Consider the following 23,547-nt stretch of genomic DNA (forward strand, 5'->3'; position numbering starts at 1 on the left):
CATTCTGGCTTTTGCCAAGGATTAGCCTGACATGCCGTTCCAGCAAGGTCTGCTTGCCACTCCGGTGCCAGCCCACGCTCGCCACCTGTTTTTCGCCATCGAGTCGCTCGAGGCGTTGCCCGCCGTGCTCGATGCCTTGCAGCCGCAGGTGGATGGGCGCAGCCTGATCCTGGGTGTCGGCGCCCCCATGGCCAAGGCGCTGAACCGCGAAATCGAAGGGCTGCGGCCGTTCCCGCTGCTGGACGCAGTGGTCGAAAACCCAAGCACCCAGCATGCCTTGTGGCTGTGGCTGCGAGGGGAAGAGCGGGGTGACCTGTACCTGCGCGCCCAGCAACTCGAGCAGTTGCTGAGCCCGGCGCTGCGCCTGGTGGACACTGTCGAAGGCTTCTTGCACCGCGGCGGCCACGACCTCACCGGTTACGAAGACGGTACCGAAAACCCTACAGACGATGATGCCGTCGAAGCTGCCATCGTCGCCGGCGACCAGGCTGGCCTGAGCGGCTCCAGTTTCGCCGCCTTCCAGCTGTGGAAGCATGATCTGGGCTATTTCAAATCGCTGCCGCAGCCCGAGCAGGACGACATCATCGGCCGTCGTTTGAGCGACAACGAAGAGCTTGAAGACGCCCCGGAATCGGCCCACGTCAAACGCACTGCCCAGGAAAGCTTCGAGCCGGAGGCCTTCATGGTCCGCCGTTCGGTGTCCTGGACCGATTCCCGTGGCGCGGGCCTGGCATTTGTCGCCCTCGGTCACTCGTTCGATGCCTTCGAAGTGCAGCTGCGCCGAATGAGCGGGCTGGAAGACGGCATCATCGACGCGCTGTACCGTTTCAGTCGCCCGCTGACTGGCGGCTATTACTGGTGCCCACCCATGGCCGAACGCGGGGCAGACCTGCAGCGCTTGCTCGGCTAATCGGTAAATATCCAGATACAGAAACACCCGGCGGCCTGGGGCAGAGCGACTAGCCTTGAAAGTTTCCGACTGATGACGGGAGCTTTGCCATGTACGCACGTCGCGATGTCCTACGCGCCGGGGCGACTCTGGGCCTGATGGCCGCCAGCCCCTGGCTGCACGCGGCCTCAGCCAGTGGCCTGATGACCCGCACCATTCCTTCCACTCAAGAAGCCTTGCCGGTGATCGGCGCGGGGACGTCGGGCAGTTTCGAGGTCGAGGCTGGCTCCGAGCAGTACCAGCAGCTCAAGGTCGTGCTCAAGACCTTCTTCGACGGTGGCGGCAAGGTCATCGACACCTCACCCAACTACGGCGGTGCCGACAGCATCCTCGGCCAGTTGCTGGAGGAGGGCGGATGGCGCCAAAAGTGCTTTATCGCCACCAAAATCGCCGCCAACAGCCGTGCCGATGCCGAGGCGCAATGGGCCGGCACCTTGCGCAGCCTGCGCACCGACAAGGTCGAGCTGTTGCAGGTGCACAACCTGCGCGATTGGCAGACCCAACTGCCCTACGCGCGAGAACTCAAGCAGCAGGGCAAGACCCGCTATGTGGGCATTACCCATTACCTGAACAGTGGACAAGACGAAGTGGCTGAGATCGTGCGGCGCGAGCCGTTGGACTTCATCCAGATCAACTACTCGGTCAATGCTCCTGACGCGGCGCGCGCGTTGCTGCCGTTATGCCAGGACAAGGGCGTTGCGGTGCTGATCAACCGGGCCTTCGACGACGGACGCCTGTTCGCCAGGGTCAAGGACCTGCCACTGCCGGGTTGGGCCGCCGAGGCCGGCATCGGCAGTTGGGCGCAGCTGTTCCTCAAGTTCGCCATCAGCCATCCGGCAGTCACCACCGTAATCCCGGCCACCAGCCGCCCGGACCGCCAACTCGACCAACTAAAGGCGGGTCACGGTCCGTTATTGACCCAGGCGCAGCAACAGGCGCTGATCAAGCAGTTCGCCTGAGCCATGAATACCTGGCGGCAACGCCTGGACAAAGGGCTGAACCTGCAGCCGGGCGAAGGCGGCGCGGTGGTTGCGGGCCTGGTGCTGTTCTACCTGCTGTTCACCGGGTATTTCATGCTGCGCCCGGTGCGAGAAACCATGGGCGTGGCCGGTGGAGTGGACAACCTGCAGTGGCTGTTCACCGGCACCTTCATCGCCACCCTGGCGTGCCTGCCATTGTTTGGCGTGCTGGCCAGCCGGGTTCGACGGCACCACATCCTGCCTTGGACCTACGGTTTCTTTGCCAGCAACCTGCTGATTTTTGCTGTGCTCTTTGCCCGCAACCCGGATCAAATCTGGGCCGCGCGGGCTTTTTACATTTGGCTGTCGGTGTTCAACTTGCTGGCCATTTCCCTGGCCTGGAGCGTGCTCGCCGACATCTTCGACAGCGAACAGGGCAAGCGCCTGTTCGGCCTGCTGGCCGCCGGGGCCAGCCTGGGCGGGCTCAGCGGGCCGATCTTAGGTACCTTGCTGGTGGCGCCGCTGGGGCATGCGGGCTTGTTGCTGCTGGCCACCGCCTGCCTGGTGGGTAGCATTGCCGCCACTGGATATCTGCAGCGTTGGCGGGCGCGCCACCCGTTGCCAGAGGCATCCGAGCATCCGCCTTCCAGGCCGTTGGGTGGCAACCCTCTGTCCGGCGCTACTGCCGTGCTGCGTTCACCCTACCTGATGGGAATTGCGGGATTCGTGGTGTTGCTCGCCAGCGTCAGTACCTTTCTGTACTTCGAGCAGGCGCGAATCATCAGTGAGACCTTCCCCGACCGAACCCGTCAGACTCAGGTGTTCGGCCTGATCGACACCGTCGTGCAGGCCCTGGCGATCCTCACCCAGTTGTTCATCACCGGGCGCCTGGCCCGGCGGCTGGGCGTTGGCGTATTGCTGGTGGCGGTGCCTCTGGTAATGGCGGCGGGTTTCGTTTGTCTGGCCCTGTCCCCAGTCTTTGCGGTGTTCGTGGTGGTGATGGTGGTGCGCCGGGCGGGTGAATACGCGCTGGTTCGACCGGGGCGGGAAATGCTGTTCACCGTCCTGCCCCCAGAGGACAAGTACAAGGCCAAGAACTTTATTGACACCGTGGTCTATCGCGGCGGCGATGCCGTGAGCGGTTGGCTCAAGCGCGGGCTGGACGTAATCGCCGACCACCCCCAGCTGGCCATGGTCATTGGCGCGCTGCTGGCGTTGGCCTGGGGCCTGACCGGTGCTTGGCTGGGTCGGCGCCACAGTCAGGAGCTTGGTGCGCCAAATACACGGTCATCGCATATTTAACGCCACCGGTCAGAACCCTTCGCAATAAAACGAATCCCCGCCAGGCACTGCACTCCGAAACTATGTACGGCTTACTGCCGTGCGTATCCGAAGCCAAACGAGGTTAAAGACCATGGCCAACAAAGAAAACAGCCGCATGGGCAACCAAGGTGGCAACAAAAACCCTGGCAATTTCGCCAACGACCGCCAGAAGGCCTCCGAAGCGGGGCGCAAAGGTGGCCAGTCCTCCGGCAGCAACATGGACCACGATCGCGAGTCGGGCCGCAAGGGCGGCCGCACTTGAGTGATGGCGCTGCAGTGCCGGGAGCGTCCTGGCACTGCGCCGCCGCAGCGTATTGGCTCCTGCACCGCTAGGTGTCAGGCCTGCTCGTCACCTGGTCGCGTACTGGCGCTTGGCCAATGGGGCTTGGCAGGGATGGCGGCCAGCATCTCCAGTGAGTGCGGGGCATTGAGGCGGGCGTTGAGCCGATCGACGAAATGCTCGGCTTCTGAGCAGGTGTTGAAGCTTACATACCACGCGTCCATGTGCACCCACCAGCGGTTCTCTCCGTCCTTTTTCTCGACATAGACGTTCATTGGCTGTGCTCCCGTGCCTGCATGGGCACCGATGTGAAACCGAAACATCACCGTTTACAGCTACCGCCAGCCTGCGCTGGTGGCATGTAGAGGCGTTGATCCGCGTCAACATCCGCGAGCGGGTAGATGACCGTATATCCGGTCAGTACGGCCCTGACAGGCCAGACCTGGGCGCCGCCTCGCGCCAACTGAGGCGGCACCCGGCGGCCATTCAGATCTTGCCTGGTTGTGCTCTGGCGTTGTTGGCCGTCTCCTGCACGCGCCCGGCCTTGTCCTGCGGTAATTGGTCGAACTCGCGCAGCGTGCCTTTGCCGTAAGGGTCACCGATCCAGCGTGGCGCCACCACGAACTGCGGGCTGACCAGGCTTTTTTCCGGTGCGTAGCGGTCGTAGCTGAGCCCGGCAAGGTCGGACAGCGTATGGATCAGGTGCGAGCTGCTGTAGGCACGGTTGGTCATGGCCTGCAGGTCGCGCGGGTGCGCTGCCTGCCAGCTTGGTGACGTCCAGAGCAGGAAGGGAATAGTGTACATCGGCCGGGTTGGGGCACCTTCGTTACGACCCAGGCGGTCATGGTTCCCGGAGCTGTAGACATCTTCGCCGTGGTCGGACAGGTACATCAGGAAGCCGTTGGCGGCGCTTGCCGAGTAGCGCTTGATCAGGCTCGAGACCACATAGTCGTTATACAACACCGCGTTGTCGTAGAAGTTGTAGGTTTCGGCCTGGCTATCGCTGAGCTGGGCCGGCACGCCTTGGCGGTCGGTGAAGCGCTCGTAGGCCTGCGGGTAGCGGTAGCGGTAATCCATGTGCGTGCCCAGCAGATGGACGATGATGAACTTGTTCGGCGCGGGGTCTTGCAATGCCTTCTCGAACGGCGCAAGCACCACGTCGTCATACTGGCTGGCATTCTGGTTGCGCTGGTTGTTCAGGTACACCGGCTCGTCGGTCTGCTGGGAGAACGTGGTGAGCATGGTGTTGCGCTTGGTCATGGTCTGCTGGTTGGTGATCCAGAAGGTCTTGTAGCCGGCCTGTTTCATCAGGTTGATCAGCGAGGGATCGGTGAGGAAGCGATCGGGGTTCTGCTGATCACCGAAGGTCAGGATCTGCTGCATCACTTCGATGGTATAGGGGCGCGGTGAAACCACGTTCTGGAACACCGTCAGGCCCTTGTCGCTGGCCGCCAGGGCGTCGAGGTTCGGCGTCGTTGGACGGTTGTAGCCGTACAGATGCATGTGCTCGCGGGTGGTGGACTCGCCCAGCACCAGCACCAAGGTGCGTGGGGCGCTGCCGCTGCTGTCACGCAGGTTCTCCAGGGGCGGCAGCGAGGCATTGCGGGCGAGCAGTGTCTGCATATTGTCCAGCTGCTGGCGATACTGGCGGTAGCCGACCAGCAACTGCCAAGGCACAGCCGGCTCCATGCGCTGCTCGACCTTTTCCATGGCGTCGGCGAAGTTGCGCTGCTGGTTGACCATCTGTTTGTAGAACGGGTAGACCAGGTTCGCCGCCAACAACAGCACCACCACCGGCACGCGGCTGCGCAGAGGCAGGGAAACCGGGCGAATGCGCTTCCACAGCAGCACGGCGACCACGCTGTAAAGCAGCAATGCCAGGCCCAACCAGACACTGAAGTATTGGCTGAAGTACTCGCCAGCTTCAGCGGTGTTGGACTCGAACATCACGAAGATGACGCTCTGCGAGAATTCCTGCTTGTAAATGCCGAAGTAGCTCAGGCCTACCAGGGATGCAGCCCACAACACCAGACCAATTACCGCTGAGGTGGCACGGGTGAAGCGCGGCAAAAGCAGCACTGGGGCAAGCCACAGGCTGCTGAGAAACAGCGCATCACGAAAGCCGGCAAAACCGGTGGTGCCGCTGAACAGCAACAACGCCTGCGTGACGCCAGAGAAATACCAGAAAAACAGCAGAAGCCAGCCCAGGCCGGCCCAGTCCACGCGTTTTGCGTTGGCGGGGGAAGTAGTGTTTGACACGTGTGCCTCGTTGAACCATGGCCGCCGCGAGTCCTGCAGGCTGCCGGAGAGGCAGTGACGCTAATGGGGGGACTGTGAAAATAACGTCAACAGAAGGTCGCCAATGGGTCATTTCGCGGGAACTTTGCCGGCGGTTGGCGATTCCACCCAAGGAAGCTCCTTTCTGATCAACGCCCCTGGAACACCCCGAACGCGGAGACCAGCATGGCCAGACATATCATTCACTTCACCGGCCCGATCAACTCGTCCACCTGCGGCAACCTGATCAGCACCTGCGGCAAGGCGATCCAGCAGGGGGCTGAACTGCTGCAGCTGAACATCGCCACCATGGGCGGCGAATGCAGTTACGGCTTCACCTTGTACAACTTTCTGCGCAGCCTGCCGATCGCATTGCACACCCACAACCTGGGCACCGTGGAATCCATGGGCAACATTCTGTTTTTGGCGGGCGAGCACCGCACCGCCTGCAGCCACAGCAAGTTCCTGTTCCACCCGTTTCACTGGACGCTGCATGGCTCGGTAGACCATGCGCGCATGGCCGAATACGCCATGAGCCTGGACTACGACTTGCGCCTTTATGCGCAGATCGTCGCCGAACGAACAGAAGGCAGCGCCGAAGTGCTGGATGTGCCGCGCTACCTGATGGCTTACCCACGCATTCTTGGCCCCAAGGAGGCGCTGCAAAGCGGGCTGATCCAGGCCATCGATGAGCTGCCGATCGGCGCCGAGGCCACGCAATGGAGTGTGCATGCCTGAGCTGCCAGCTCATCTGTGAACATTGTTTTGAATCTTCTGGACAAACCCTGATCCATCAATGGGTCATCCATGGAGAAGAGGAGACCCCACTATGCCAAGCCCACAGCTGTTCATCATCGACTACCAACTGCATGGCGAGCCGCGCAGCTTCATCATTCGCCTGGAGCGGCTGGACAACGCCGATGCCTGGCACTGGGCCAGCTGTGACGCAGGGATTGGGGTGATTCCGAAATTCGGGCGGGAGAAGATCAAGAAGGTCAGCCGCCCCATGGCTGAGCGTTATGGAATTACCGAAGTCTGCTGGCGGGCTTCCGGTGAGCGGCAACGGCCCCTGCAGTAAGGCCTGCAGGGGCGCGTTCAGTCTCAAGCTCAGGGGCGTTTGAGTACCAGGGTCAGAATGTCATAACTGGCCACCAGTTCGCCCAATTGGTTGGTGACCTCCACATCCCACGCCACCACGCCCTGGGGCTGGCCCAATGGGCTGGTCTTGCCCTGGTCGATCTTGCGCTTGCAGGTCAGGCGCGCCTGGATGGTGTCGCCGATGCCCACCGGGTTGATGAAGCGCAGGGTATCCAGCCCGTAGTTGGCCAGGACCGGGCCGGCGCCAGGGGAGACGAACAGGCCAGCTGCCGCCGACAGCACGAAATAACCATGGGCGATGCGCTTGCCGAATTGCGATTCCTTGGCGGCGATCTCGTCGAAGTGCATATAGAAATGGTCGCCCGACAGGCAACCAAAGTTGACCAGATCGGCTTCGGTCACCGTGCGGCGGTGGGTCAGCAGCGACTCACCGATACGCAGGTCGTCGAAGTAGCGGCGGAACGGGTGCACTTCGGTTTCGATCACTTCAGCACCACGCACGTACTCGCCGGTCACCGCAGTGAGCATGCTCGGCGAACCTTGTACGGCGGCGCGCTGCAGGTAGTGCTTGACCGCGCGCAGACCGCCCAGCTCTTCACCACCACCGGCGCGGCCTGGGCCGCCATGCTTCAATTGCGGCAGCGGCGAGCCGTGGCCGGTGGACTCTTGCGCAGCCTCACGGTCTAGCACCAGCAGGCGGCCATGCCAGGCGGCAGCCGCCGGAATGGCCTTGGCTGCCACTGCGCGGTCGGCGGTGACCAGGGTCGCCACCAGGCTGCCTTTGCCGCGTGCGGCCAGGGCCAGGGCCTCATCCAGGTCGTCGTAGGCCATCAGCGTGCTGACCGGGCCGAAGGCTTCGATATCGTGGGCACCGCCCTCAGCGTGCGGGTCGCGGGCCTGGAGCAGGGTCGGGGCGAAGAACGCACCCTCGGCAACGCCGTCGCCCACCGGGGCGAAGCCATCGTTGGCGCCGAACAGCTGGTCGCAGCTTTCCAGCAAGCTGCGCACGCGCTCGCCGACATCACGCTGCTGGTCATGGGACGCCAGGGCGCCCATGCGCACGCCTTCGACAGACGGGTCGCCTACCACCACCTTGCTCAAACGCTCACGCAAGCGCGTGGCCACGGCATCGATATGCTTGGCCGGGACGATGGCGCGGCGGATGGCCGTGCACTTTTGCCCGGCCTTGGTGGTCATTTCACGCACCACTTCCTTGATGTACAGGTCGAACTCTTCGCTGTCCGGGGTCACGTCCGGGCCAAGAATGGCGCAGTTGAGCGAGTCCGCTTCGGCGGTGAAAGGCACCGAGTTGCGCACCAGGTTCGGCGTTACCCGAAGCTTGGCGGCGGTGTCGGCGGAGCCGGTGAAGGTCACCACGTCCTGGCCTTGCAGGCGGTCGAGCAGGTCGCCGGTGCTGCCGATCACCAGTTGCAGGCTGCCGGCCGGCAGCAAGCCGGACTCGTTCATCAGGCGCACCACGGCTTCGGTCAGGTAGCTGGTGGAGGTTGCCGGCTTGACGATGCAGGGCATACCGGCCAGGAAGGTTGGGGCGAACTTCTCGAGCATGCCCCAGATCGGGAAGTTGAAGGCATTGATGTGCACGGCCACGCCGGCACGCGGCACCAGAATGTGGCTACCGGCGAAATGGCCTTTCTTGCCCAGCGGGATCGCCGGGCCTTCGTGCACCAGGTTGCCGGACGGCAGCTCGCGGCTGCCGATGCCCGCATAAGAGAAGAGCGTGGCGTTGCCGCCTTCGATGTCGATCCAGCTGTCGGCACGGGTGGCGCCGCTGTGGTGGGACAAGGCGTAGAGCTGTTCCTTGCGCTCGGCCAGGTACAAGGCCAGGGCCTTGAGGCGCTGGGCGCGCTGCTGGAAGTCCATGGCCATCAGCTCGGCCAGGCCGCGCACGCGGGCAAAGTCCACGGCTTCGGCGAAATCTGGACGCTCTTCATGGCTGTAGGCCAGGACGTGACCGTCCAGGGCGCTGCGCAGGGCCTGGGCGCCGTGCTGGCCGATCCAGCGGCCGGCGATGAAACTCTGCAGGGTTGGGGCGTCAGACATGCTGTTCTCCTAAAGAAGGCGCTGTTACCACAGCGCCAGGGTGTAGCCGATGATCAGGCGGTTTTCGTCCACGGCATTGGTCAAGCCATTGCCGGAACGGAAGGTGACGTTGCGCCAGCGCAGGCTCACGTCCTTGAACGGGCCGCTCTGGATGACGTAGGTGAGGTCGGTGTCGCGTTCACGCTCACGGCCATTGCTGAGCGTGGCGGTTTCGGCGTGGCGGCCGTCGGTGTAACGGGTCATGAAGCTCAGGCCCGGGATGCCCATGGCGACGAAGTCGTAGTCGTAGCGCACTTGCCAGGAGTCGAGCCCGGCACGGGTGAAGGTGTTGTAGGTCACCAGGTTGACGGTGAACGGGTCGCCGCCATTGACGAACGGGAAGGCGCTGTCGCCGGACATCTGCTGCCAGGTGGCGGTGAACTTGTGGGCCTTCACGCCCAGGGTGAACATGGCGTTGAAGTTGCGGTTGTCGATGTTGCCGGCGCGTTCGGCGCCGTCGCCGCGGCTGTCGAAGTAACGCAGGTCACTGCGCAGGCTCACGCCTTCGGCCAGCGGCTGGGTGTGCACCAGGCCGACGAACTGCTGGCGGTAGATTTCGTCGAGCTTGGCGTAGTAATAGCTGACGGTGGCTTGCGGGGTGATGGCATAGCTGCCGCCGGCCAGGTCCAGATGGTCGCTGCTGGCGGCGCCGTAGCCCATGTCGTCGCGCCCGGACGAGTCGCGCAGGTTGACCTTGCTCAGGCGCCCGGCATTGACCGTCAGGCCGTCGATGTCCTGGCTGGTCAGCAGCCCGCCCTGGAAGGTCGAGGACAGCAAACGGGTGTCGTTGTACACCACCACCGGCAAAATCGGTTGCAAGGTGCCCAGGCGCAGGGTGCTCTTGGACACCCGCACCTTGCCGGTCAGGCCAAGCTCGCTGTAGTCATCTACCGGCTCGTGGCTGTTCGGGCCAAACGGCAGCAGCCCGGTGTTGCGCCGGTCGCGGCTGGAGTCGAGCTTGATGCCGAGTTGGCCCATGGCGTCCACGCCAAAGCCCACTGGGCCTTCGGTGAAGCCCGATTCCAGGCGAGCGGTAAAGCCTTGCCCCCACTCTTCGGCTTTGGCCTGGGGAGCGTTGTCCTGGCGGAAGTCGCGGTTGATGTAGTGGTTGCGCAACTCCAGCCGTGCATGACTGTCGCCGATGAAGTCCGCCATGGCCGGCAAGGGCAGGGCGAGGGTGGCGAGCCAGGCGGCTGAGGTCAGATGCGTGCGGTTCATTGTTTTTATACCCGACATATGGCTGTTCAAGGTTCAGTGCTTGCTGGCGCCAGCGGCGCCGATACCGGTCATGGAGCGGATGAACTGGGCCAGGTAGCGCCCACGCTCCTCGCTGGCACGCGCGGAGGTGTCGGTCACCGAAAACACCCAGGCACCGAGGAACGCCAGACTCATCGAGAACAATGCAGGGTTGCTGTAGGGGAACAGGGCCTGCTGGTTGTGCAGCACGTTGACCCACACCGCTGGGCCCAGCACCACCAGCACGATGGCCGACACCAGCCCGGCCATGCTGCCGCACACCGCGCCACGGGTGGTCAGGCCCTTCCAGAACATCGAAAGCAGCAGTACCGGGAAGTTGACCGAAGCGGCCACGGCCAGCACCAGGCCGGAGAGGAAGGCAATGTTCTGCGACTCGAATACCAGGCCCAGCACCACCGCCAGCAAACCGATCACCAAGGTCGCGATTCGCGAAACGCGCATTTCTTCCTGCTCGCTGGCCTGGCCTTTGCGCACCACGCAGGCGTAGAGGTCGTGGGACACGGCTGAAGCGCCGGACAGTGCGAGGCCTGCGACCACAGCGAGGATGGTGGCGAAGGCCACGGCCGAGATGAAGCCCAGGAACAGGTTGCCGCCCACGGCCTGGGCCAGGTGCACGGCGATCATGTTGCCACCGCCGATGATCGCGCCGCTGGCGTCGCGGTAGGCCGGTTCGGTGCCGACCATGACGATGGCGCCAAAGCCGATGACAATCAGCAGCAGGTAGAAATAACCAATGAAACCAGTGGCATAGAACACACTCTTGCGAGCTTCCTTAGCATCGCTGACGGTGAAGAAGCGCATCAGGATATGTGGCAGGCCCGCGGTACCGAACATCATGCCCAGGCCAAGGGAGATGGCATCGACCGGGTTCGACAGCAAACCGCCCGGGGCCATGATCGCCTGGCCCTTGGCGTGCACCGCCACGGCATTGGCGAACATCGCCTCGGTGCTGAAACCGAAGTGCTTGAGCACCATGAACGCCATGAAACTGGTGCCCGACAGCAGCATCACTGCCTTGATGATCTGCACCCAGGTGGTGGCGAGCATGCCGCCGAAAGTCACGTAGGCGACCATCAGCACACCGACCAGCATTACCGCGTACAGGTAGCTGATGCCGAACAGCAGCTCGATCAGCTTGCCGGCACCGACCATCTGCGCCACCAGGTACATCAGTGCCACGACCAGTGTGCCGAATGCAGAACTCAGGCGTACCGGCGTCTGCGCCAGGCGGTAGGAGACCACGTCGGCAAAGGTGTACTTGCCCAGGTTGCGCAGGCGCTCGGCGATCAGGAACAGAATGATCGGCCAGCCGGCCAGTACGCCCAAGGCATAGAGCAGGCCGTCATAACCGTTCAAGAACATCATCGCCGAGATGCCGAGGAACGACGCTGCGCTGATCATGTCGCCGGCAATCGCCAGGCCGTTCTGCATGCCGGTCAGGCCGCCGCCGGCGGTGTAGAAGTCGCTGGCCGAGCGGGTGCGCATCGCCGCCCAGCGGGTCACCAGCAGGGTGAAGCAGACAAATACCATGAACATCGAAATGGCTGTCCAGTTCATTGTGCGCACTCCTGCTTGACCTTGTCGTTCAGGGGGTCGAGCACGTTGTTGGCACGGTGCACGTAGATGCCGGTGAGGGCGAAGGACAGCAACACCATGAGCACACCGACCAGCATGCCGACGGTGGTCACGCCGCCGCTGAGCGATTGGCCGAGGGTGCTGGGCGAGAAGGCCACCAGCAGGACGAAGCCGTAGTAGATCACCAGCATGGCCAGGGTCAGGCTGCCGTTGAGACGGCGCTTGCGTTGGACCAGGTGCCGGAAATCCGGGTGATTGGCGATGCTTTCGATGTGTTCGGGGGTCATGGAAGCGATCTCTTGGTGTTGTAATTGTTGTGTTGAGGTCACGCGGGTGTTGCGGTGTGGCTCAGGGCCCTATCGCCGGCAAGCCGGCTCCCACAGGTTCCGCACAATCCATGTGGGGGCCGGCTTGCCGGCGATAGGGCCGACGCGGTGTCAGAGCTGGTCGAAGTCGAGCACCACCTTGTCGCTCACCGGGTAGGTCTGGCACGACAGCACATACCCGGCCGCCACTTCGTAGTCCTCCAGGGCATGGTTGCTGTCCATCTCCACCTCGCCCTCGATCACCCGGCACTTGCAGGTCGAGCACACACCGGCCTTGCACGAGTACGGCAGTTCGGCGCCGATGGCGTTGCCGGCATCAAGAATGTTCTGGGTGTTGCGTGGCAGGTCGAAGGCCAGGGCGCGGCCGTCGCTGATCACGGTGATGTGGCTGAGCGCCGAATCCACCTGGCGCGCCGCCTCGCGGGCTTCGCGACGGGCCTCGCTGCCGGCGGCGGCGAACAGCTCGAAGTGGATGCGGTCCTTGGCCATGCCGTTGGCCTGCAGGCTGTCGCGTACGGTTTCGGTCATCGCCTGCGGGCCGCAGATGAACGCGGCGTCCAGGCTGGATACGTCCATCCAGCGGGAGAACAGCTGGCCGCATTTGTCGGCGTCGATACGGCCGTTGTACAGGTCGACGTCCTGCTGCTCGCGGCTGAACACGAAAATCAAGTTGAGGCGGTCGAGGTAGCGGTTCTTGAGGTCTTCGAGCTTGTCGCGGAACAGTGCGCCGGAGCTTGAACGGTTGCCGTAGAGCAGGGTGAAGCGGCTGTGCGGCTCGCTGGCCAGGGTGGTGGCGATGATCGACAGAATGGGGGTGATGCCACTGCCGGCGGCCACGCCCAGGTAGTTGCCTTCACGCGATGGGTCCAGCGGCACGAAGAAGCTGCCGGATGGCGGCATAACTTCAAGCTGCTGGCCAGCCTTGAGCACTTCATTGGCGAAGGCCGAGAAGCGCCCGCCCGGCACGCGCTTGACGGCCACGCGCAGCTCGCCATCCTGCACTGCGCTGCAGATCGAATAGGAGCGGCGGACTTCTTCGTCGTCCAGTTGGGTACGCATCACCAGGTATTGGCCCTGGGTGAAGCGGAAGGCCTCCTGCAGGTGCTCAGGCACGTCGAAGGCAATGGACACCGCGTCGCGGGTCTCGGGGCGCACTTGCTTGATGGTCAGGCTGTGAAACTGGCTCATGGTGGTCTCCACGGCTCAAATGCATTTGAAATAGTCGAATGGCTCCAGGCACTCGCGGCAGCGATACAGCGCCTTGCACGCGGTGGAGCCAAACTCGCTGAGCAGTTCGGTGTGGCCACTGCCGCACTGCGGGCAGCACACCTGGGGCGACTCACCCAGCAGGCTGCGCTTGCTGGCGCTGCCCTGGGGCGGGGCAATGCCGTAGGCCAGCAGGCGTTCGCGGCCCTGGGGGCTGATCCAGTCGGTGCTCCAGGCCGGGGTCAGTCGACGCTCCAGGTCTGGCGCGGCAAAGCCGGCCTGCTCCAGGGCCTGGCGAATGTCACCCTCGATCACCTCGGTGGCCGGGCAACCCGAGTAAGTGGGCGTCACCACCAGGTGCAGGTGGCCGGCGCGCCAGTCGAGGTCGCGCACTATCCCCAGGTCGACGACGCTGACCACAGGCACTTCCGGGTCCATGACCTGCTCCAGCACCGCCCAGGCGCGGGTCAGGTCATTGCCCTGCAGCGCGCGGGCGCCGCGGTCGCTGGTAATCAGCTCACCAGGTTGCATCGGGATAAGCCCTTGGCAGGAACTGCATCTCGGCCAGCAGCAGGCCCAGGTGTTCGGTGTGCAGGCCTTTGCGCCCGTCCAGGTAGAAGTGGCTGGCGGCCTTGGGCAACGGCAGTTCGACCGATGCGAAGACGGTGCTTACCTGCTTGAGCCAGGCCGCACCCACGTGAGCCGGGTCGGCAGCGATACCTGCCTCGGCCAGACGCACTTCGCTGTCGCTACCGGCGTTCAGCTCGACGGTAAAGCGCCACAGCGCCGGGATCGCCTCGAGCATGCGGCGGCGGCTCTCGTCGGTACCGCCACCCAGGCGCTGGACCCACTCGCCGGAACGGCGCAGGTGGTAGGTCACTTCCTTCAGAGCCTTGGCGGCGATGCCAGCGATACGTTCGTCGCTGGAGGCCTGCAGCTGCTGCAGCACTGCAAAGTGCCAGGCGTCATAGAAGAACTGCTTGGTCATGGTCACGGCGAAGTCGCCATTGGGCTGCTCGACCAGCAGCAAGTTGCGAAACGCTCGCTCGTCGCGGCGGAACGCCAGGGCATCGGCGTCGCGGCCGTCATCGAGCAGTTCGGCGGCATATTCCAGCCAGTTGCGAGCCTGACCAACCAGGTCGAGGCCGACGTTCATCAACGCCAGTTCTTCTTCCAGGGCGGGGGCGTGGCCGCACCACTCGCACAGGCGCTGACCCTGGATCAGGGCGCTGTCACCCAGCAACAGCAGATACGGAATGAGGTCTTGTTTGTGCATGGCGGGCCTCACATGTGTCCGACTTCGTCGGGCAGCTCGTAGAAGCTGGCGTGGCGGTACACCTTGTCGTCGGACGGCACGAACAGCGGGTCTTTTTCGTCGGGCGAAGAGGCGGTGATCAGGGCCGAGGGCACCACCCACAGGCTCACGCCTTCGCTGCGGCGGGTGTACAGCTCACGGGCGTTTTCGATCGCCATGGCGGCGTCGGCGGCATGCACGCTGCCGACATGCTTGTGGTTCAGGCCGTGCTTGCTGCGCACGAACACTTCAAAGAGGGTCCAGACAGACATTTTCGATCTCCGCATCAATCGCCGCTCAGGCGGCGTTCTTGTTCTGTTGCTTGCGTGCATAGGCCACGGCCGCTTCGCGAACCCAGGCACCATCCTCGATGGCCTTGCGCCGGGTGGCGACGCGTTCCTGGTTGCAGGGGCCATTGCCCTTGATGACTTCGTAGAACTCGTCCCACTGGATTTCGCCGAAGTCGTAATGGCCGCGCTCGGTGTTCCACTTCAGGTCCGGGTCTGGTGCGGTGCAGCCGAGCAGCTCCAGTTGCGGCACGGTCTGGTCGATGAAGCGCTGGCGCAGTTCATCGTTGGTCTGGCGCTTGATTTTCCAGGCCATCGACTGGGCGCTGTTGGGCGAGTGCTCGTCGCTTGGGCCGAACATCATCAGCGCCGGCCACCACAGGCGGTTGATGGCGTCCTGGACCATGTCCTTCTGGGCCTGGGTGCCGTGGCGCATCATGGTCAGCAGCAGCTCGTAGCCCTGGCGCTGGTGGAAGCTCTCTTCCTTGCAGATGCGGATCATGGCGCGCGAGTAGGGGCCATAGGAGGTGCGCTGCAGTACCACCTGGTTGACGATGGCGGCGCCATCGACCAGCCAGCCCACGGCGCCCATATCGGCCCAGCTCAGGGTCGGGTAGTTGAAGATGCTTGAATACTTGGCCTTGCCGCTGTGCAGCTTGGCGATCTCTTCGTCGCGGTCGGCGCCGAGGGTTTCCATGGCGCTGTACAGGTAAAGGCCGTGGCCGGCTTCGTCCTGGATCTTGGCCATCAGTTGCAGCTTGCGCTTGAGGCTCGGGGCGCGGGTGACCCAGTTGCCTTCGGGCAGCATGCCGACGATTTCCGAGTGGGCGTGCTGGGAGATCTGCCGGATCAGGGTCTGGCGGTACGCCTCGGGCATCCAGTTCTTGGCTTCGATCTTGATTTCAGCGTCGATCTTTTCCTGGAAGTTGCGCTCTTCGGGCGACATCTCCTCCAGCGACTTGACGCGTTTGACTCCGGTTTCCACTAGCTGTGCGTACATGTTCCGACTCCTGCTAAGGCATGAGTCATTTGTAAGCGATACAAAACATAACGTCAAACAGTTTTATGTGTATCAGATAAGATTTGTGTATCGCTTTGCCTGGCTCGGGTTTTGCGGTGGGGCGTAGATCGAGCGCCGCCCGCGCGGCGCATCGCGAGCAAGGCTCGCTCCTACGTTTGTTTCGGGCCAGTTATGCCTGTGGGAATTGCGCGCGAACGCCTTGGCGCATGGCTTGATATCGAGTCGTACAAACAAGGCGGTCGCGCGCGTCTGTCACAGGTGTTATTGGCCGTAAACAAACGTAGGAGCGAGCCTTGCTCGCGATGCGCCGCGCGGGCGGCGCTCGATCTTGCCGGCGCCGAAACTTTTACGACGGACAAAAAAAAGCCCCGGACTAAGCCGGGGCCACAAAGGCAGCTGAAATCTCAGCTGGCCAACCGTTTGTCGAACACATGGCAAGCCTTACCTTCAGAACGCTTGAGCGTCCCGCAGGGCTGCAGCCGCACCTGGGTGCTGATGCCGATGTAGGTCTTGATCTGCTTGGTCAGTTCACCGGTGATCAGCTTGCGCTGCGCCTCGTCCAGGTGCTGGCATTCGGCACGCAACTCGACATGCACCTCGACGCTGTCCAAATTACCATTGCGATACAGATAGATCTCATAAAGCTCTGAAAGCTGTTTTATTTTCAACACCTGCTCCTCGATCTGCGTCGGGAACACGTTCACCCCGCGAATGATCAGCATGTCGTCACTGCGCCCGGTGATCTTGCCGATCCGGCGCATCGGCCTTGCCGTGCCGGGCAGCAGGCGGGTGAGGTCGCGGGTGCGGTAACGCACCATTGGCAGTGCCTCTTTGCTCAACGAGGTGAACACCAGCTCGCCCAGCTGCCCGTCTGGCAGCACTACGCCGGTTACCGGGTCGATGATCTCGGGGTAGAAGTGGTCCTCCCAGATGGTCGGGCCGTCCTTGGTCTCGATGCACTCCATGGCCACGCCCGGCCCCATGATTTCCGACAGGCCATAGATGTCCAGGGCGTCGATGCCCAGGCGCTGCTCGATGGAACGTCGCAATTCGTCGGTCCACGGCTCGGCGCCGAAAATGCCCAGGCGCAGCTTGAGGTCGTGCGGGTCGATGCCCTGGCGTTCGATCTCATCGGCCAGGTTCAGCATGTAGGACGGCGTGACCATGATGATGTCGGGCTGGAAGTCGCGAATCAGCTGCACCTGTTTCTCGGTCTGGCCACCGGACATCGGGATCACCGTGCACCCCAGACGCTCGGCGCCGTAGTGGGCACCCAGGCCGCCGGTGAACAGGCCGTAGCCATAGGAGACGTGCACTTTGTCGCCCTTGCGGCCACCGGCTGCGCGGATCGAGCGGGCAACCACATTGGCCCAGGTGTCGATGTCGTTCTGGGTATAACCCACCACCGTGGGCTTGCCGGTGGTGCCGCTGGAGGCATGCAGGCGCACCACCTCTTGCTGGGGCACGGCGAACATGCCGTAGGGGTAGTTGTCGCGCAAGTCGTTCTTGCCGGTGAAGGGGAACTTCGCCAGGTCGTCCAGCGACTTCAGGTCGTCGGGGTGGGCGCCACATTCATCGAAGCGCTTGCGGTACAGCGGCACGTTGTCGTAAGCGTGCTTCAGGCTCCAACGCAGGCGGTCCAGCTGGTGCTGGCGCAAGGCGTCGATACTGGCAGTTTCCATCGGGTCCAGCAGGGCACGATCGGCATCATGGTACATGTTCATGGCTTCACTCGAATTGTTCTTGTACGCCGGCGGCTTCTATAGGGAGCGCCTGGGCCGTGAGTGTCATGGGCGCAGCATAACCGGCTGCGCCGTCTTCGGTAACAAACCGTTGGTCAGAGCCGCTCGATGACCATGGCAATACCTTGGCCGACGCCGATGCACATGGTGCACAGGGCATAGCGACCAGCGGTGTTTTCAAGCTCTTGCAGGGCTGTGGTGACCAGGCGCGCGCCACTCATGCCCAGCGGATGCCCCAGGGCGATGGCGCCGCCGTTGGGGTTGACCCGCTTGTCGTCATCGGCCAGGCCCAGTTCGCGCAACACCGCCAGGCCTTGCGCGGCGAAGGCTTCGTTGAGCTCGATGACATCCATGTCGGCCAGGGACAGCCCGGTCAGCTCGAGCACCTTGCGCGTCGCCGGTACCGGGCCGATGCCCATGATGCGTGGCTCGACGCCCGCCACCGCCATGCCGACGATTCGACCGCGGGCCTTGAGGCCATGCCGTTGGGCCGCTGCGGTGCTGGCCAGCAGCAGCGCGCAGGCACCGTCGTTCACGCCCGAGGCGTTGCCGGCGGTGACGCTGCCACCTTCGCGAAATGGCGTACCCAGCCTGGCCAACTGCTCCAACGTCGTGTCGGCGCGCGGGTGTTCGTCTTGCTCGACGCGCTTGGCCGGGCCTTTGCGCTGGGCGATCTCAACCGGCACGATTTCCTGTGCCAGGCGGCCATTGGCCTGGGCTGCGGCGGCCTTTTGCTGGCTGCGCAGGGCGAAGGCGTCCTGGTCGGCACGGGAAATGCCGAACTGGGCTGCAACGTTCTCGGCGGTTTCGGGCATGGAGTCGATGCCGTATTCGGCCTGCATCAGCTTGTTGACGAAACGCCAGCCGATGGTGGTGTCGAACAGCTCGGCGCTGCGCCCGAACGCCTGCTCGGACTTGCCCATCACGAAGGGCGCACGCGACATCGACTCGACGCCACCGGCCAGCATCAGCCCGGCCTCGCCACAGCGCAAAGCACGGGCGGCATTGCCGATGGCATCCAACCCCGAGCCGCACAGGCGGTTGATGGTGGTGCCCGGCACCTCGATGGGCAGGCCCGCCAGCAGCGTGGCCATGCGTGCCACGTTGCGGTTGTCTTCGCCGGCCTGGTTGGCGCAACCGAGGATCACATCGTCGATGGCCTGCCAGTCCAGTTCCGGGTGGCGCTCGATCAAGGCCTTGATCGGCACTGCGGCGAGGTCGTCGGCACGCACCGCGCTCAGGGCGCCGCCGTAACGGCCGATAGGGGTACGAACTGCATCGATGATCAGCGCATCGAAGCGCGTGGGTTCAGTCATCTTGCTTCTCCTGCGTCAGCACTGCGCCGCGCACTTTGTAGGATTTGCCGTGGAACAGGGCGATCAGCTCGCCTTGCTGGTTTTCAATGCGCACGTCGTACAAGCCCGTGCGGCCCTTGCGGCTGAGCTCGATCGCAGTTGCCGTGAGCTGGTCGCCAAGCCGTGCGGGGGCGACGTAGTCGATGCTGCAGCCCAGGGCCACGGTGGCCTCGTCATAGCTGTTGCAGGCGAAGGCGAACGCCGAGTCGGCCAGCGCGAACAGAAAGCCGCCGTGGCAAGTGCCGTGGCCCTGGATCATGTCGGCGCGCACCGCCATGCCCAGGCGCGCGCGGCCCGCGCCGGCCTCCAGCAAACGGATACCCAGGCCCTGGCTGGCCTGGTCGCGGGAGAACATGGCGTCGGCACAGGCCTGGGCCAGTTCATCGGGTGTACGTTGCAGGTCAGTCATGCAGGCGGCCTCCATTGGCATTGCTGCGGCGCAACAGCAGAGAAGGGCGGTAGCGGCTTTCGCCGTAACTGCGTTGCAGGTTGTCGAGCACGCGCAGGGTGTAATCGACGCCGATACGGTCGGCCCAGGCCAGCGGGCCGCAGGGGTAATTGACCCCGGCGCACATGGCCAGGTCGATGTCTGCCGCCGTGCCGACGCCTTGCAGCACCGCGTCGGCAGCCTCGTTGGCGAGCATGGCCACCGTACGCAGCACCACCAGGCCTGGAAGGTCGGCCACGCCCGTCACCCGCAGGCCTGCGCGCTGCAGCAGGGCCACGGCCTGATCACGGGCGGCGGCGCAGGTGCCTGCGGCGCAACTGATGGCAATGCGGCTTGCATTGGCGTAGTCCAGGGCCAGATCGAGCAGCACCAGGTTGCTCAGGCCATCTTCCTGGGCGCGCTGGCTGGCCAGGCGGCCATCGCTCAAGGCCAAGGTGGCGTCGCCGACGCGCAACAGGCCCTTGCCCGCACGTTCGGTGACACTTACGCCAGCGTTACGCAAGCGTTCGACCAAGGGCTGCATCACCCCCAAGTGGCCTTCGACCACGCAGTCATCAGCTATTGCCGCGCTTTGCAGTTCTGCAGGTTGCGCACGCTCGGCACCTTCGGCATAGCTGTAGAACCCGTGCCCGGATTTGCGACCCAGGCGACCGGCGTCGACCAGTTCCTTTTGCACCAGCGAGGGCTGGAAGCGGAAGTCACCATAGAAGGCATCGAATACCGAGCAGGTCACGGCATAGTTGACGTCGTGGCCGATCAGGTCGGTCAGCTCGAACGCGCCCATGCGAAAACCACCAGCCTCGCGCAGCAGCGCATCCAGGCTCGCGCAATCGGCGGCGCCTTCCTGCAGCAGACGCAGGCTTTCGGCATAGAACGGCCGGGCCACGCGGTTGACGATGAAACCCGGGGTAGAGCGGGTGTGCACCGGCTGCTTGCCCCAGGCCTTGGCGGTGTCGTACAGGGCATCCGCCAATACCGGGTCGGTCGCCAGCCCGGAAACGATCTCTACCAGTGCCATCAGCGGTGCCGGGTTGAAGAAATGCATGCCGATCACGTTGTACGGGCGCTGCAAACCGGCCGCCAGGCTGGTGATGGACAAGGACGACGTGTTGCTGGCCAGAATGCAGTCCTCGCCGCACAGGGCTTCTAGCTGGCGCAGCAGGTCTTGCTTGACCTGCAGGTTTTCCACGATGGCTTCGATCACCAGGCGGGCGTCGGCCAGGTCGGCAATGGCTTCGACCGGTTGCAGCCGGGCGATGATGGCTTCGCGGGCCGGGGCCTGCAGCTTGCCTTTCTCGACCAGGCGCCCCAGTTGGCGGTCGATGCCTGCAATGGCCTGAGCGGCAGCGCCGGGGCGGTTGTCGTACAGCTTGACCGGGTGGCCAGCCTGGGCGGCGACCTGGGCGATGCCTGCGCCCATGGCGCCGGCACCGATTACGGCGACCTGGGCTGTGATTGCGAGTGCGCTCATGTTCAACGCCCCTTGAACGCAGGTGTGCGTTTATTCATGAAGGCACCGACGCCCTCGCGGTAGTCGTCGCTGCGCCCGGCCAGGCGTTGCAGGTCGCGTTCGAGCTCCAGTTGCTGATCGAAACTATTGTCGAAGCTGGCGTTGAGGCTGCGCTTGATCAAGGCCAGGCCATAAGTGGGCTGGGTGGCCAGGTGGCGGGCGAGGGTCAGCGCTTCGTCACGCAGGTCTGCATCGTCGACCACCCGGTGGATCATTCCCCAGCGTTCAGCCTGCTCGGCGCTCAGGCGTTCGCCCAACAAAGCCAGAGCCTTGGCGCGGGCCATGCCGACCAGTCGCGGCAGTAGCCAGGTTCCACCGGAGTCTGGCACCAGGCCGATCTTGCAAAACGCCTGGATGAAGCTGGCCGAACGGGCCGCCAGCACCAGGTCGCAAGCCAGGGGGATGTTTGCCCCGGCGCCTGCGGCAACACCATTGACGGCGCACACCACCGGCATTGGCAGGTCACGCAAGGCGCGCACCAGCGGGTTGTAGAACTTGTCGATGGACTCGCCCAGGTCGGGCATCGCCGCACCCGGCGCTACGTTGCGATCTGACAGATCCTGCCCCGCGCAGAAGCCTCGGCCTTCAGCGGTCAGCAACAGAACCCGGGCTTCGGCGCTCTGGCGAACCTGCTTGAGGGCTTCGCGCACTTCCAGGTGCATCTGCGTATTGAAGCTGTTCAGCTGTTCCGGGCGGTTCAGTGAGAGGAGGGCGACACCGTCCTCGATGGAAAACAAGATGTGCTCGAAGGTCATGGCAGGCTCGCTGTGTCGAACGTAAAGAAGGGTGGGTCAACGGCCGGTGAACCGGGCCGGGCGTTTTTCCTGGAAGGCGCGTATGCCCTCGTCGCGGTCGGCGGTACCGGCGAGCAGGGTGAACGCGTGGCGCTCGAAGCGCAGGCCGCTGGCAAGGTCGGTATCGCCGGCCTTGAGCAGTGCCTCCTTGGCCAGACGCACTGCCAGGGGGGCTTTGGCGGCGATGCTGCGGGCGACCTGCAAGGCGCGCTCGACAGTCAATTCCGGTTGAGTGATTTCACTGACCAGGCCGGCCTGCAACGCATGCCGCGCAGTAATGGCTTCGCCGGTCAGCACCATCTGCATGGCCAGCGGCTTGCCCACAGCGCGCAGCAGGCGCTGGGTGCCGCCGGCTCCGGGCATGATGCCGAGGTTGATTTCCGGTTGGCCGAAGCGGGCATCTTCGCCAGCGATGACGATGTCGGCGCACATCACCAACTCGCAGCCCCCGCCCAGGGCATAGCCGTTCACCGCAGCGATCAGCGGCTTGCCGAACGCGGCAATGCGCTGCCAGTGCGCCACACGGGGATCGTTGAAGATGCCCACCAGGTCACGTTCGGCCATTTCGCGAATATCAGCGCCGGCGGCGAACGCCTTGCGGCTTCCGGTGAGCACGACGGCGCGGGTCTGCTCATCGCGCTCGGCGTCTTCAAGTTCGGCGGCAAGCTGCGCCAATAGCTCGGTGCACAGGGCATTGAGGGCTTCAGGCCGTTGCAAGGTGATGAGACGCACGCCGTCTTCAGGCGCTTGCACATCAAGGTAACGAGGCATGTCGGATTCCTCAGGCTGCTCGCTCGGCGCAGTGGGTGGCCGGCTTTATTGGAATTGTCTGCAGGGGCACGGCGTGTGGCCGCGCTCAGGTAATCCAGTATATGCCTAATGCGATACACACAATCAAGCGCAAAAGTGTATTTGTGTATCCTTACATTCGTTACCAAGGCTCACTGGAAAACAGGGGCAACCGGTAGACACCTTGCAGTCAAGGGCTTTAAGCGAGATTTTCCCCGCTTCTCCTATGCCTTGAGCCTCGCCGCAAAAGCGATACACGGATAAAGCCAATTGACTAAAAATTACGAAATGATACAAGATCAGTCGACACTCCAAATCATTTCAGGAGGTTTGAAATGCCTTGCTACCGACTGGATGGGCTGACCCCCGTCGTTCATCCAACCGCCTACGTGCACCCCAGCGCGGTATTGATCGGCGATGTGATCGTCGGCCCCGGCTGCTATGTCGGCCCGCTGGCTTCGTTGCGGGGTGACTTCGGCCGAATCGTGCTCAAGGAGGGCGCCAACCTTCAGGACACCTGCGTAATGCACGGTTTTCCGGGGGGCGACACGGTCATCGAGCGCAACGGCCATGTTGGCCATGGTGCGGTGCTGCATGGCTGTCAGGTGGGTGAAGACGCCCTGGTGGGGATGAACGCGGTGGTCATGGATGGCGCGCGCATCGGGCCTCGTTGCATCGTCGCTGCCACGGCCTTCGTCAAGGCCGGCTTCGAATGCCCCGAGCAAAGCCTGGTGGTCGGTTCGCCAGCGCAGGTCAAGCGCCCCTTGAGCGAACAGGAAGTAGCCTGGAAGCAGCGTGGCACCGAGGAGTATCAGCAACTGACCCGACGCTGCATGACGGCGCTGGTCGAATGCCCACCGCTGAGCGAAGTGGAAGAACAGCGCCCGCGCATGGGCGACTCGGGCTTCAGGCCGAAGAACGAGGCGGGCGCATGAGCCTGGTTGCGCCGCGCAATGG

The 23,547-nt window shown here is 63.7% G+C and carries 24 protein-coding genes; 7 read left to right on the forward strand and 17 right to left on the reverse strand.

Annotation, left to right across the window (positions count from 1 at the left end; genetic code table 11):
* Window positions 1-31 precede the first annotated feature (31 nt).
* From PspTeo4_RS07675 to PspTeo4_RS07690, 4 genes are all read left to right on the forward strand, one after another.
* Window positions 32-910, forward strand: coding sequence for a Dyp-type peroxidase (locus PspTeo4_RS07675; protein WP_322363104.1), 879 nt, complete (start codon window positions 32-34; stop codon window positions 908-910).
* An 89-nt stretch (window positions 911-999) separates the two neighbouring features.
* The gene (locus PspTeo4_RS07680) at window positions 1,000-1,908 is read left to right on the forward strand and encodes an aldo/keto reductase (RefSeq protein WP_322363105.1); all 909 of its coding nucleotides are present in this window, start codon (window positions 1,000-1,002) and stop codon (window positions 1,906-1,908) included.
* Between the two features lie 3 nt (window positions 1,909-1,911).
* Window positions 1,912-3,210 carry an NTP/NDP exchange transporter gene (locus PspTeo4_RS07685; RefSeq protein WP_322363106.1) on the forward strand — a complete coding sequence of 433 codons (1,299 nt, stop codon included), beginning with the start codon at window positions 1,912-1,914 and terminating at the stop codon, window positions 3,208-3,210.
* 112 nt (window positions 3,211-3,322) lie between these two features.
* Complete coding sequence (locus PspTeo4_RS07690) at window positions 3,323-3,493, forward strand: general stress protein (protein ID WP_322363107.1); 171 nt, start codon at window positions 3,323-3,325, stop codon at window positions 3,491-3,493.
* A 74-nt stretch (window positions 3,494-3,567) separates the two neighbouring features.
* Here PspTeo4_RS07690 and PspTeo4_RS07695 read toward each other — a convergent pair whose 3' ends face one another.
* Together PspTeo4_RS07695 and PspTeo4_RS07700 are read right to left on the reverse strand one after the other, a co-directional pair.
* Window positions 3,568-3,786, reverse strand: a complete 219-nt coding sequence (locus tag PspTeo4_RS07695; protein WP_322363108.1) for a hypothetical protein — start codon at window positions 3,784-3,786, stop codon at window positions 3,568-3,570.
* Between the two features lie 211 nt (window positions 3,787-3,997).
* Window positions 3,998-5,770, reverse strand: a complete 1,773-nt coding sequence (locus PspTeo4_RS07700; RefSeq protein WP_322363109.1) for a phosphoethanolamine transferase CptA — start codon at window positions 5,768-5,770, stop codon at window positions 3,998-4,000.
* Between the two features lie 204 nt (window positions 5,771-5,974).
* On the opposite strand from PspTeo4_RS07700, the gene PspTeo4_RS07705 reads away from it, so the two are divergent.
* Both PspTeo4_RS07705 and PspTeo4_RS07710 read left to right on the forward strand, forming a co-directional pair.
* Window positions 5,975-6,526: an ATP-dependent Clp protease proteolytic subunit gene (locus PspTeo4_RS07705; protein WP_322363110.1), complete on the forward strand. Its 552-nt coding sequence runs from the start codon at window positions 5,975-5,977 to the stop codon at window positions 6,524-6,526.
* Between the two features lie 91 nt (window positions 6,527-6,617).
* Entirely contained in the window at window positions 6,618-6,866 is a 249-nt protein-coding gene (locus PspTeo4_RS07710; protein ID WP_322363111.1) for a DUF6555 family protein, read from the forward strand.
* Window positions 6,867-6,895: 29 nt separating this feature from the next.
* Here PspTeo4_RS07710 and paaZ read toward each other — a convergent pair whose 3' ends face one another.
* The 15 genes from paaZ to paaF form a co-directional block, all read right to left on the reverse strand.
* Entirely contained in the window at window positions 6,896-8,947 is a 2,052-nt protein-coding gene (gene paaZ, locus PspTeo4_RS07715; RefSeq protein ID WP_322363112.1) for a phenylacetic acid degradation bifunctional protein PaaZ, read from the reverse strand.
* A gap of 24 nt (window positions 8,948-8,971) precedes the next feature.
* The gene (locus tag PspTeo4_RS07720) at window positions 8,972-10,204 is read right to left on the reverse strand and encodes an OprD family porin (protein ID WP_322363113.1); all 1,233 of its coding nucleotides are present in this window, start codon (window positions 10,202-10,204) and stop codon (window positions 8,972-8,974) included.
* A gap of 33 nt (window positions 10,205-10,237) precedes the next feature.
* On the reverse strand, window positions 10,238-11,800 hold the full coding sequence (locus tag PspTeo4_RS07725; protein ID WP_416196909.1) for a cation acetate symporter: 1,563 nt from the start codon (window positions 11,798-11,800) through the stop codon (window positions 10,238-10,240).
* Window positions 11,797-12,105: a DUF485 domain-containing protein gene (locus PspTeo4_RS07730; protein ID WP_322363114.1), complete on the reverse strand. Its 309-nt coding sequence runs from the start codon at window positions 12,103-12,105 to the stop codon at window positions 11,797-11,799. The genes PspTeo4_RS07725 and PspTeo4_RS07730 overlap by 4 nt, the downstream gene beginning before the upstream one ends.
* Before the next feature lie 150 nt (window positions 12,106-12,255).
* Window positions 12,256-13,332: a 1,2-phenylacetyl-CoA epoxidase subunit PaaE gene (gene paaE / locus PspTeo4_RS07735; RefSeq protein ID WP_322363115.1), complete on the reverse strand. Its 1,077-nt coding sequence runs from the start codon at window positions 13,330-13,332 to the stop codon at window positions 12,256-12,258.
* 15 nt (window positions 13,333-13,347) lie between these two features.
* Window positions 13,348-13,881, reverse strand: a complete 534-nt coding sequence (paaD, locus tag PspTeo4_RS07740) for a 1,2-phenylacetyl-CoA epoxidase subunit PaaD (protein ID WP_322363116.1) — start codon at window positions 13,879-13,881, stop codon at window positions 13,348-13,350.
* Window positions 13,868-14,626, reverse strand: coding sequence for a 1,2-phenylacetyl-CoA epoxidase subunit PaaC (gene paaC / locus PspTeo4_RS07745; RefSeq protein WP_322363117.1), 759 nt, complete (start codon window positions 14,624-14,626; stop codon window positions 13,868-13,870). Before paaC ends, paaD begins: the two co-directional genes overlap by 14 nt.
* An 8-nt stretch (window positions 14,627-14,634) precedes the next feature.
* Window positions 14,635-14,916 (reverse strand): 1,2-phenylacetyl-CoA epoxidase subunit PaaB, encoded by a 282-nt coding sequence (gene paaB, locus PspTeo4_RS07750; RefSeq protein WP_322363118.1) that lies wholly within the window; start codon window positions 14,914-14,916, stop codon window positions 14,635-14,637.
* A 25-nt stretch (window positions 14,917-14,941) separates the two neighbouring features.
* The gene (gene paaA, locus PspTeo4_RS07755) at window positions 14,942-15,931 is read right to left on the reverse strand and encodes a 1,2-phenylacetyl-CoA epoxidase subunit PaaA (protein ID WP_322363119.1); all 990 of its coding nucleotides are present in this window, start codon (window positions 15,929-15,931) and stop codon (window positions 14,942-14,944) included.
* Window positions 15,932-16,356: 425 nt separating this feature from the next.
* Window positions 16,357-17,676, reverse strand: a complete 1,320-nt coding sequence (gene paaK / locus PspTeo4_RS07760; protein WP_322363120.1) for a phenylacetate--CoA ligase PaaK — start codon at window positions 17,674-17,676, stop codon at window positions 16,357-16,359.
* A 113-nt stretch (window positions 17,677-17,789) separates the two neighbouring features.
* Window positions 17,790-19,010 (reverse strand): 3-oxoadipyl-CoA thiolase, encoded by a 1,221-nt coding sequence (pcaF, locus tag PspTeo4_RS07765; protein ID WP_322363121.1) that lies wholly within the window; start codon window positions 19,008-19,010, stop codon window positions 17,790-17,792.
* Window positions 19,003-19,458: a hydroxyphenylacetyl-CoA thioesterase PaaI gene (gene paaI, locus PspTeo4_RS07770; RefSeq protein WP_322363122.1), complete on the reverse strand. Its 456-nt coding sequence runs from the start codon at window positions 19,456-19,458 to the stop codon at window positions 19,003-19,005. Before paaI ends, pcaF begins: the two co-directional genes overlap by 8 nt.
* On the reverse strand, window positions 19,451-20,968 hold the full coding sequence (gene paaH, locus PspTeo4_RS07775) for a 3-hydroxyacyl-CoA dehydrogenase PaaH (RefSeq protein ID WP_322363123.1): 1,518 nt from the start codon (window positions 20,966-20,968) through the stop codon (window positions 19,451-19,453). The genes paaI and paaH overlap by 8 nt, the downstream gene beginning before the upstream one ends.
* A 2-nt stretch (window positions 20,969-20,970) precedes the next feature.
* Entirely contained in the window at window positions 20,971-21,762 is a 792-nt protein-coding gene (paaG, locus tag PspTeo4_RS07780) for a 2-(1,2-epoxy-1,2-dihydrophenyl)acetyl-CoA isomerase PaaG (protein ID WP_322363124.1), read from the reverse strand.
* A 36-nt stretch (window positions 21,763-21,798) separates the two neighbouring features.
* Window positions 21,799-22,572 (reverse strand): 2,3-dehydroadipyl-CoA hydratase PaaF, encoded by a 774-nt coding sequence (gene paaF / locus PspTeo4_RS07785; RefSeq protein WP_322363125.1) that lies wholly within the window; start codon window positions 22,570-22,572, stop codon window positions 21,799-21,801.
* A gap of 353 nt (window positions 22,573-22,925) precedes the next feature.
* Between paaF and paaY the strand changes: the two genes are divergently transcribed.
* A complete protein-coding gene (paaY, locus tag PspTeo4_RS07790) occupies window positions 22,926-23,525 on the forward strand; it encodes a phenylacetic acid degradation protein PaaY (RefSeq protein ID WP_322363126.1) in 600 nt (199 codons plus the stop codon).
* The last annotated feature ends 22 nt before the right edge of the window (window positions 23,526-23,547 follow it).

The organism is Pseudomonas sp. Teo4, assembly GCF_034387475.1.
Taxonomy (GTDB): Bacteria; Pseudomonadota; Gammaproteobacteria; order Pseudomonadales; family Pseudomonadaceae; genus Aquipseudomonas.

Coding starts and splice junctions, on each gene's coding strand:
- PspTeo4_RS07675 (WP_322363104.1), top strand. CDS start 32: ATGCCGTTCCAGCAAGGTCTGCTTGCCACTCCGGTGCCAGCCCACGCT.
- PspTeo4_RS07680 (WP_322363105.1), top strand. CDS start 1,000: ATGTACGCACGTCGCGATGTCCTACGCGCCGGGGCGACTCTGGGCCTG.
- PspTeo4_RS07685 (WP_322363106.1), top strand. CDS start 1,912: ATGAATACCTGGCGGCAACGCCTGGACAAAGGGCTGAACCTGCAGCCG.
- PspTeo4_RS07690 (WP_322363107.1), top strand. CDS start 3,323: ATGGCCAACAAAGAAAACAGCCGCATGGGCAACCAAGGTGGCAACAAA.
- PspTeo4_RS07695 (WP_322363108.1), bottom strand. CDS start 3,786: ATGAACGTCTATGTCGAGAAAAAGGACGGAGAGAACCGCTGGTGGGTG.
- PspTeo4_RS07705 (WP_322363110.1), top strand. CDS start 5,975: ATGGCCAGACATATCATTCACTTCACCGGCCCGATCAACTCGTCCACC.
- PspTeo4_RS07710 (WP_322363111.1), top strand. CDS start 6,618: ATGCCAAGCCCACAGCTGTTCATCATCGACTACCAACTGCATGGCGAG.
- paaZ (WP_322363112.1), bottom strand. CDS start 8,947: ATGTCTGACGCCCCAACCCTGCAGAGTTTCATCGCCGGCCGCTGGATC.
- PspTeo4_RS07720 (WP_322363113.1), bottom strand. CDS start 10,204: ATGAACCGCACGCATCTGACCTCAGCCGCCTGGCTCGCCACCCTCGCC.
- PspTeo4_RS07725 (WP_416196909.1), bottom strand. CDS start 11,800: ATGAACTGGACAGCCATTTCGATGTTCATGGTATTTGTCTGCTTCACC.
- PspTeo4_RS07730 (WP_322363114.1), bottom strand. CDS start 12,105: ATGACCCCCGAACACATCGAAAGCATCGCCAATCACCCGGATTTCCGG.
- paaE (WP_322363115.1), bottom strand. CDS start 13,332: ATGAGCCAGTTTCACAGCCTGACCATCAAGCAAGTGCGCCCCGAGACC.
- paaD (WP_322363116.1), bottom strand. CDS start 13,881: ATGCAACCTGGTGAGCTGATTACCAGCGACCGCGGCGCCCGCGCGCTG.
- paaC (WP_322363117.1), bottom strand. CDS start 14,626: ATGCACAAACAAGACCTCATTCCGTATCTGCTGTTGCTGGGTGACAGC.
- paaB (WP_322363118.1), bottom strand. CDS start 14,916: ATGTCTGTCTGGACCCTCTTTGAAGTGTTCGTGCGCAGCAAGCACGGC.
- paaA (WP_322363119.1), bottom strand. CDS start 15,931: ATGTACGCACAGCTAGTGGAAACCGGAGTCAAACGCGTCAAGTCGCTG.
- paaK (WP_322363120.1), bottom strand. CDS start 17,676: ATGAACATGTACCATGATGCCGATCGTGCCCTGCTGGACCCGATGGAA.
- pcaF (WP_322363121.1), bottom strand. CDS start 19,010: ATGACTGAACCCACGCGCTTCGATGCGCTGATCATCGATGCAGTTCGT.
- paaI (WP_322363122.1), bottom strand. CDS start 19,458: ATGACTGACCTGCAACGTACACCCGATGAACTGGCCCAGGCCTGTGCC.
- paaH (WP_322363123.1), bottom strand. CDS start 20,968: ATGAGCGCACTCGCAATCACAGCCCAGGTCGCCGTAATCGGTGCCGGC.
- paaG (WP_322363124.1), bottom strand. CDS start 21,762: ATGACCTTCGAGCACATCTTGTTTTCCATCGAGGACGGTGTCGCCCTC.
- paaF (WP_322363125.1), bottom strand. CDS start 22,572: ATGCCTCGTTACCTTGATGTGCAAGCGCCTGAAGACGGCGTGCGTCTC.
- paaY (WP_322363126.1), top strand. CDS start 22,926: ATGCCTTGCTACCGACTGGATGGGCTGACCCCCGTCGTTCATCCAACC.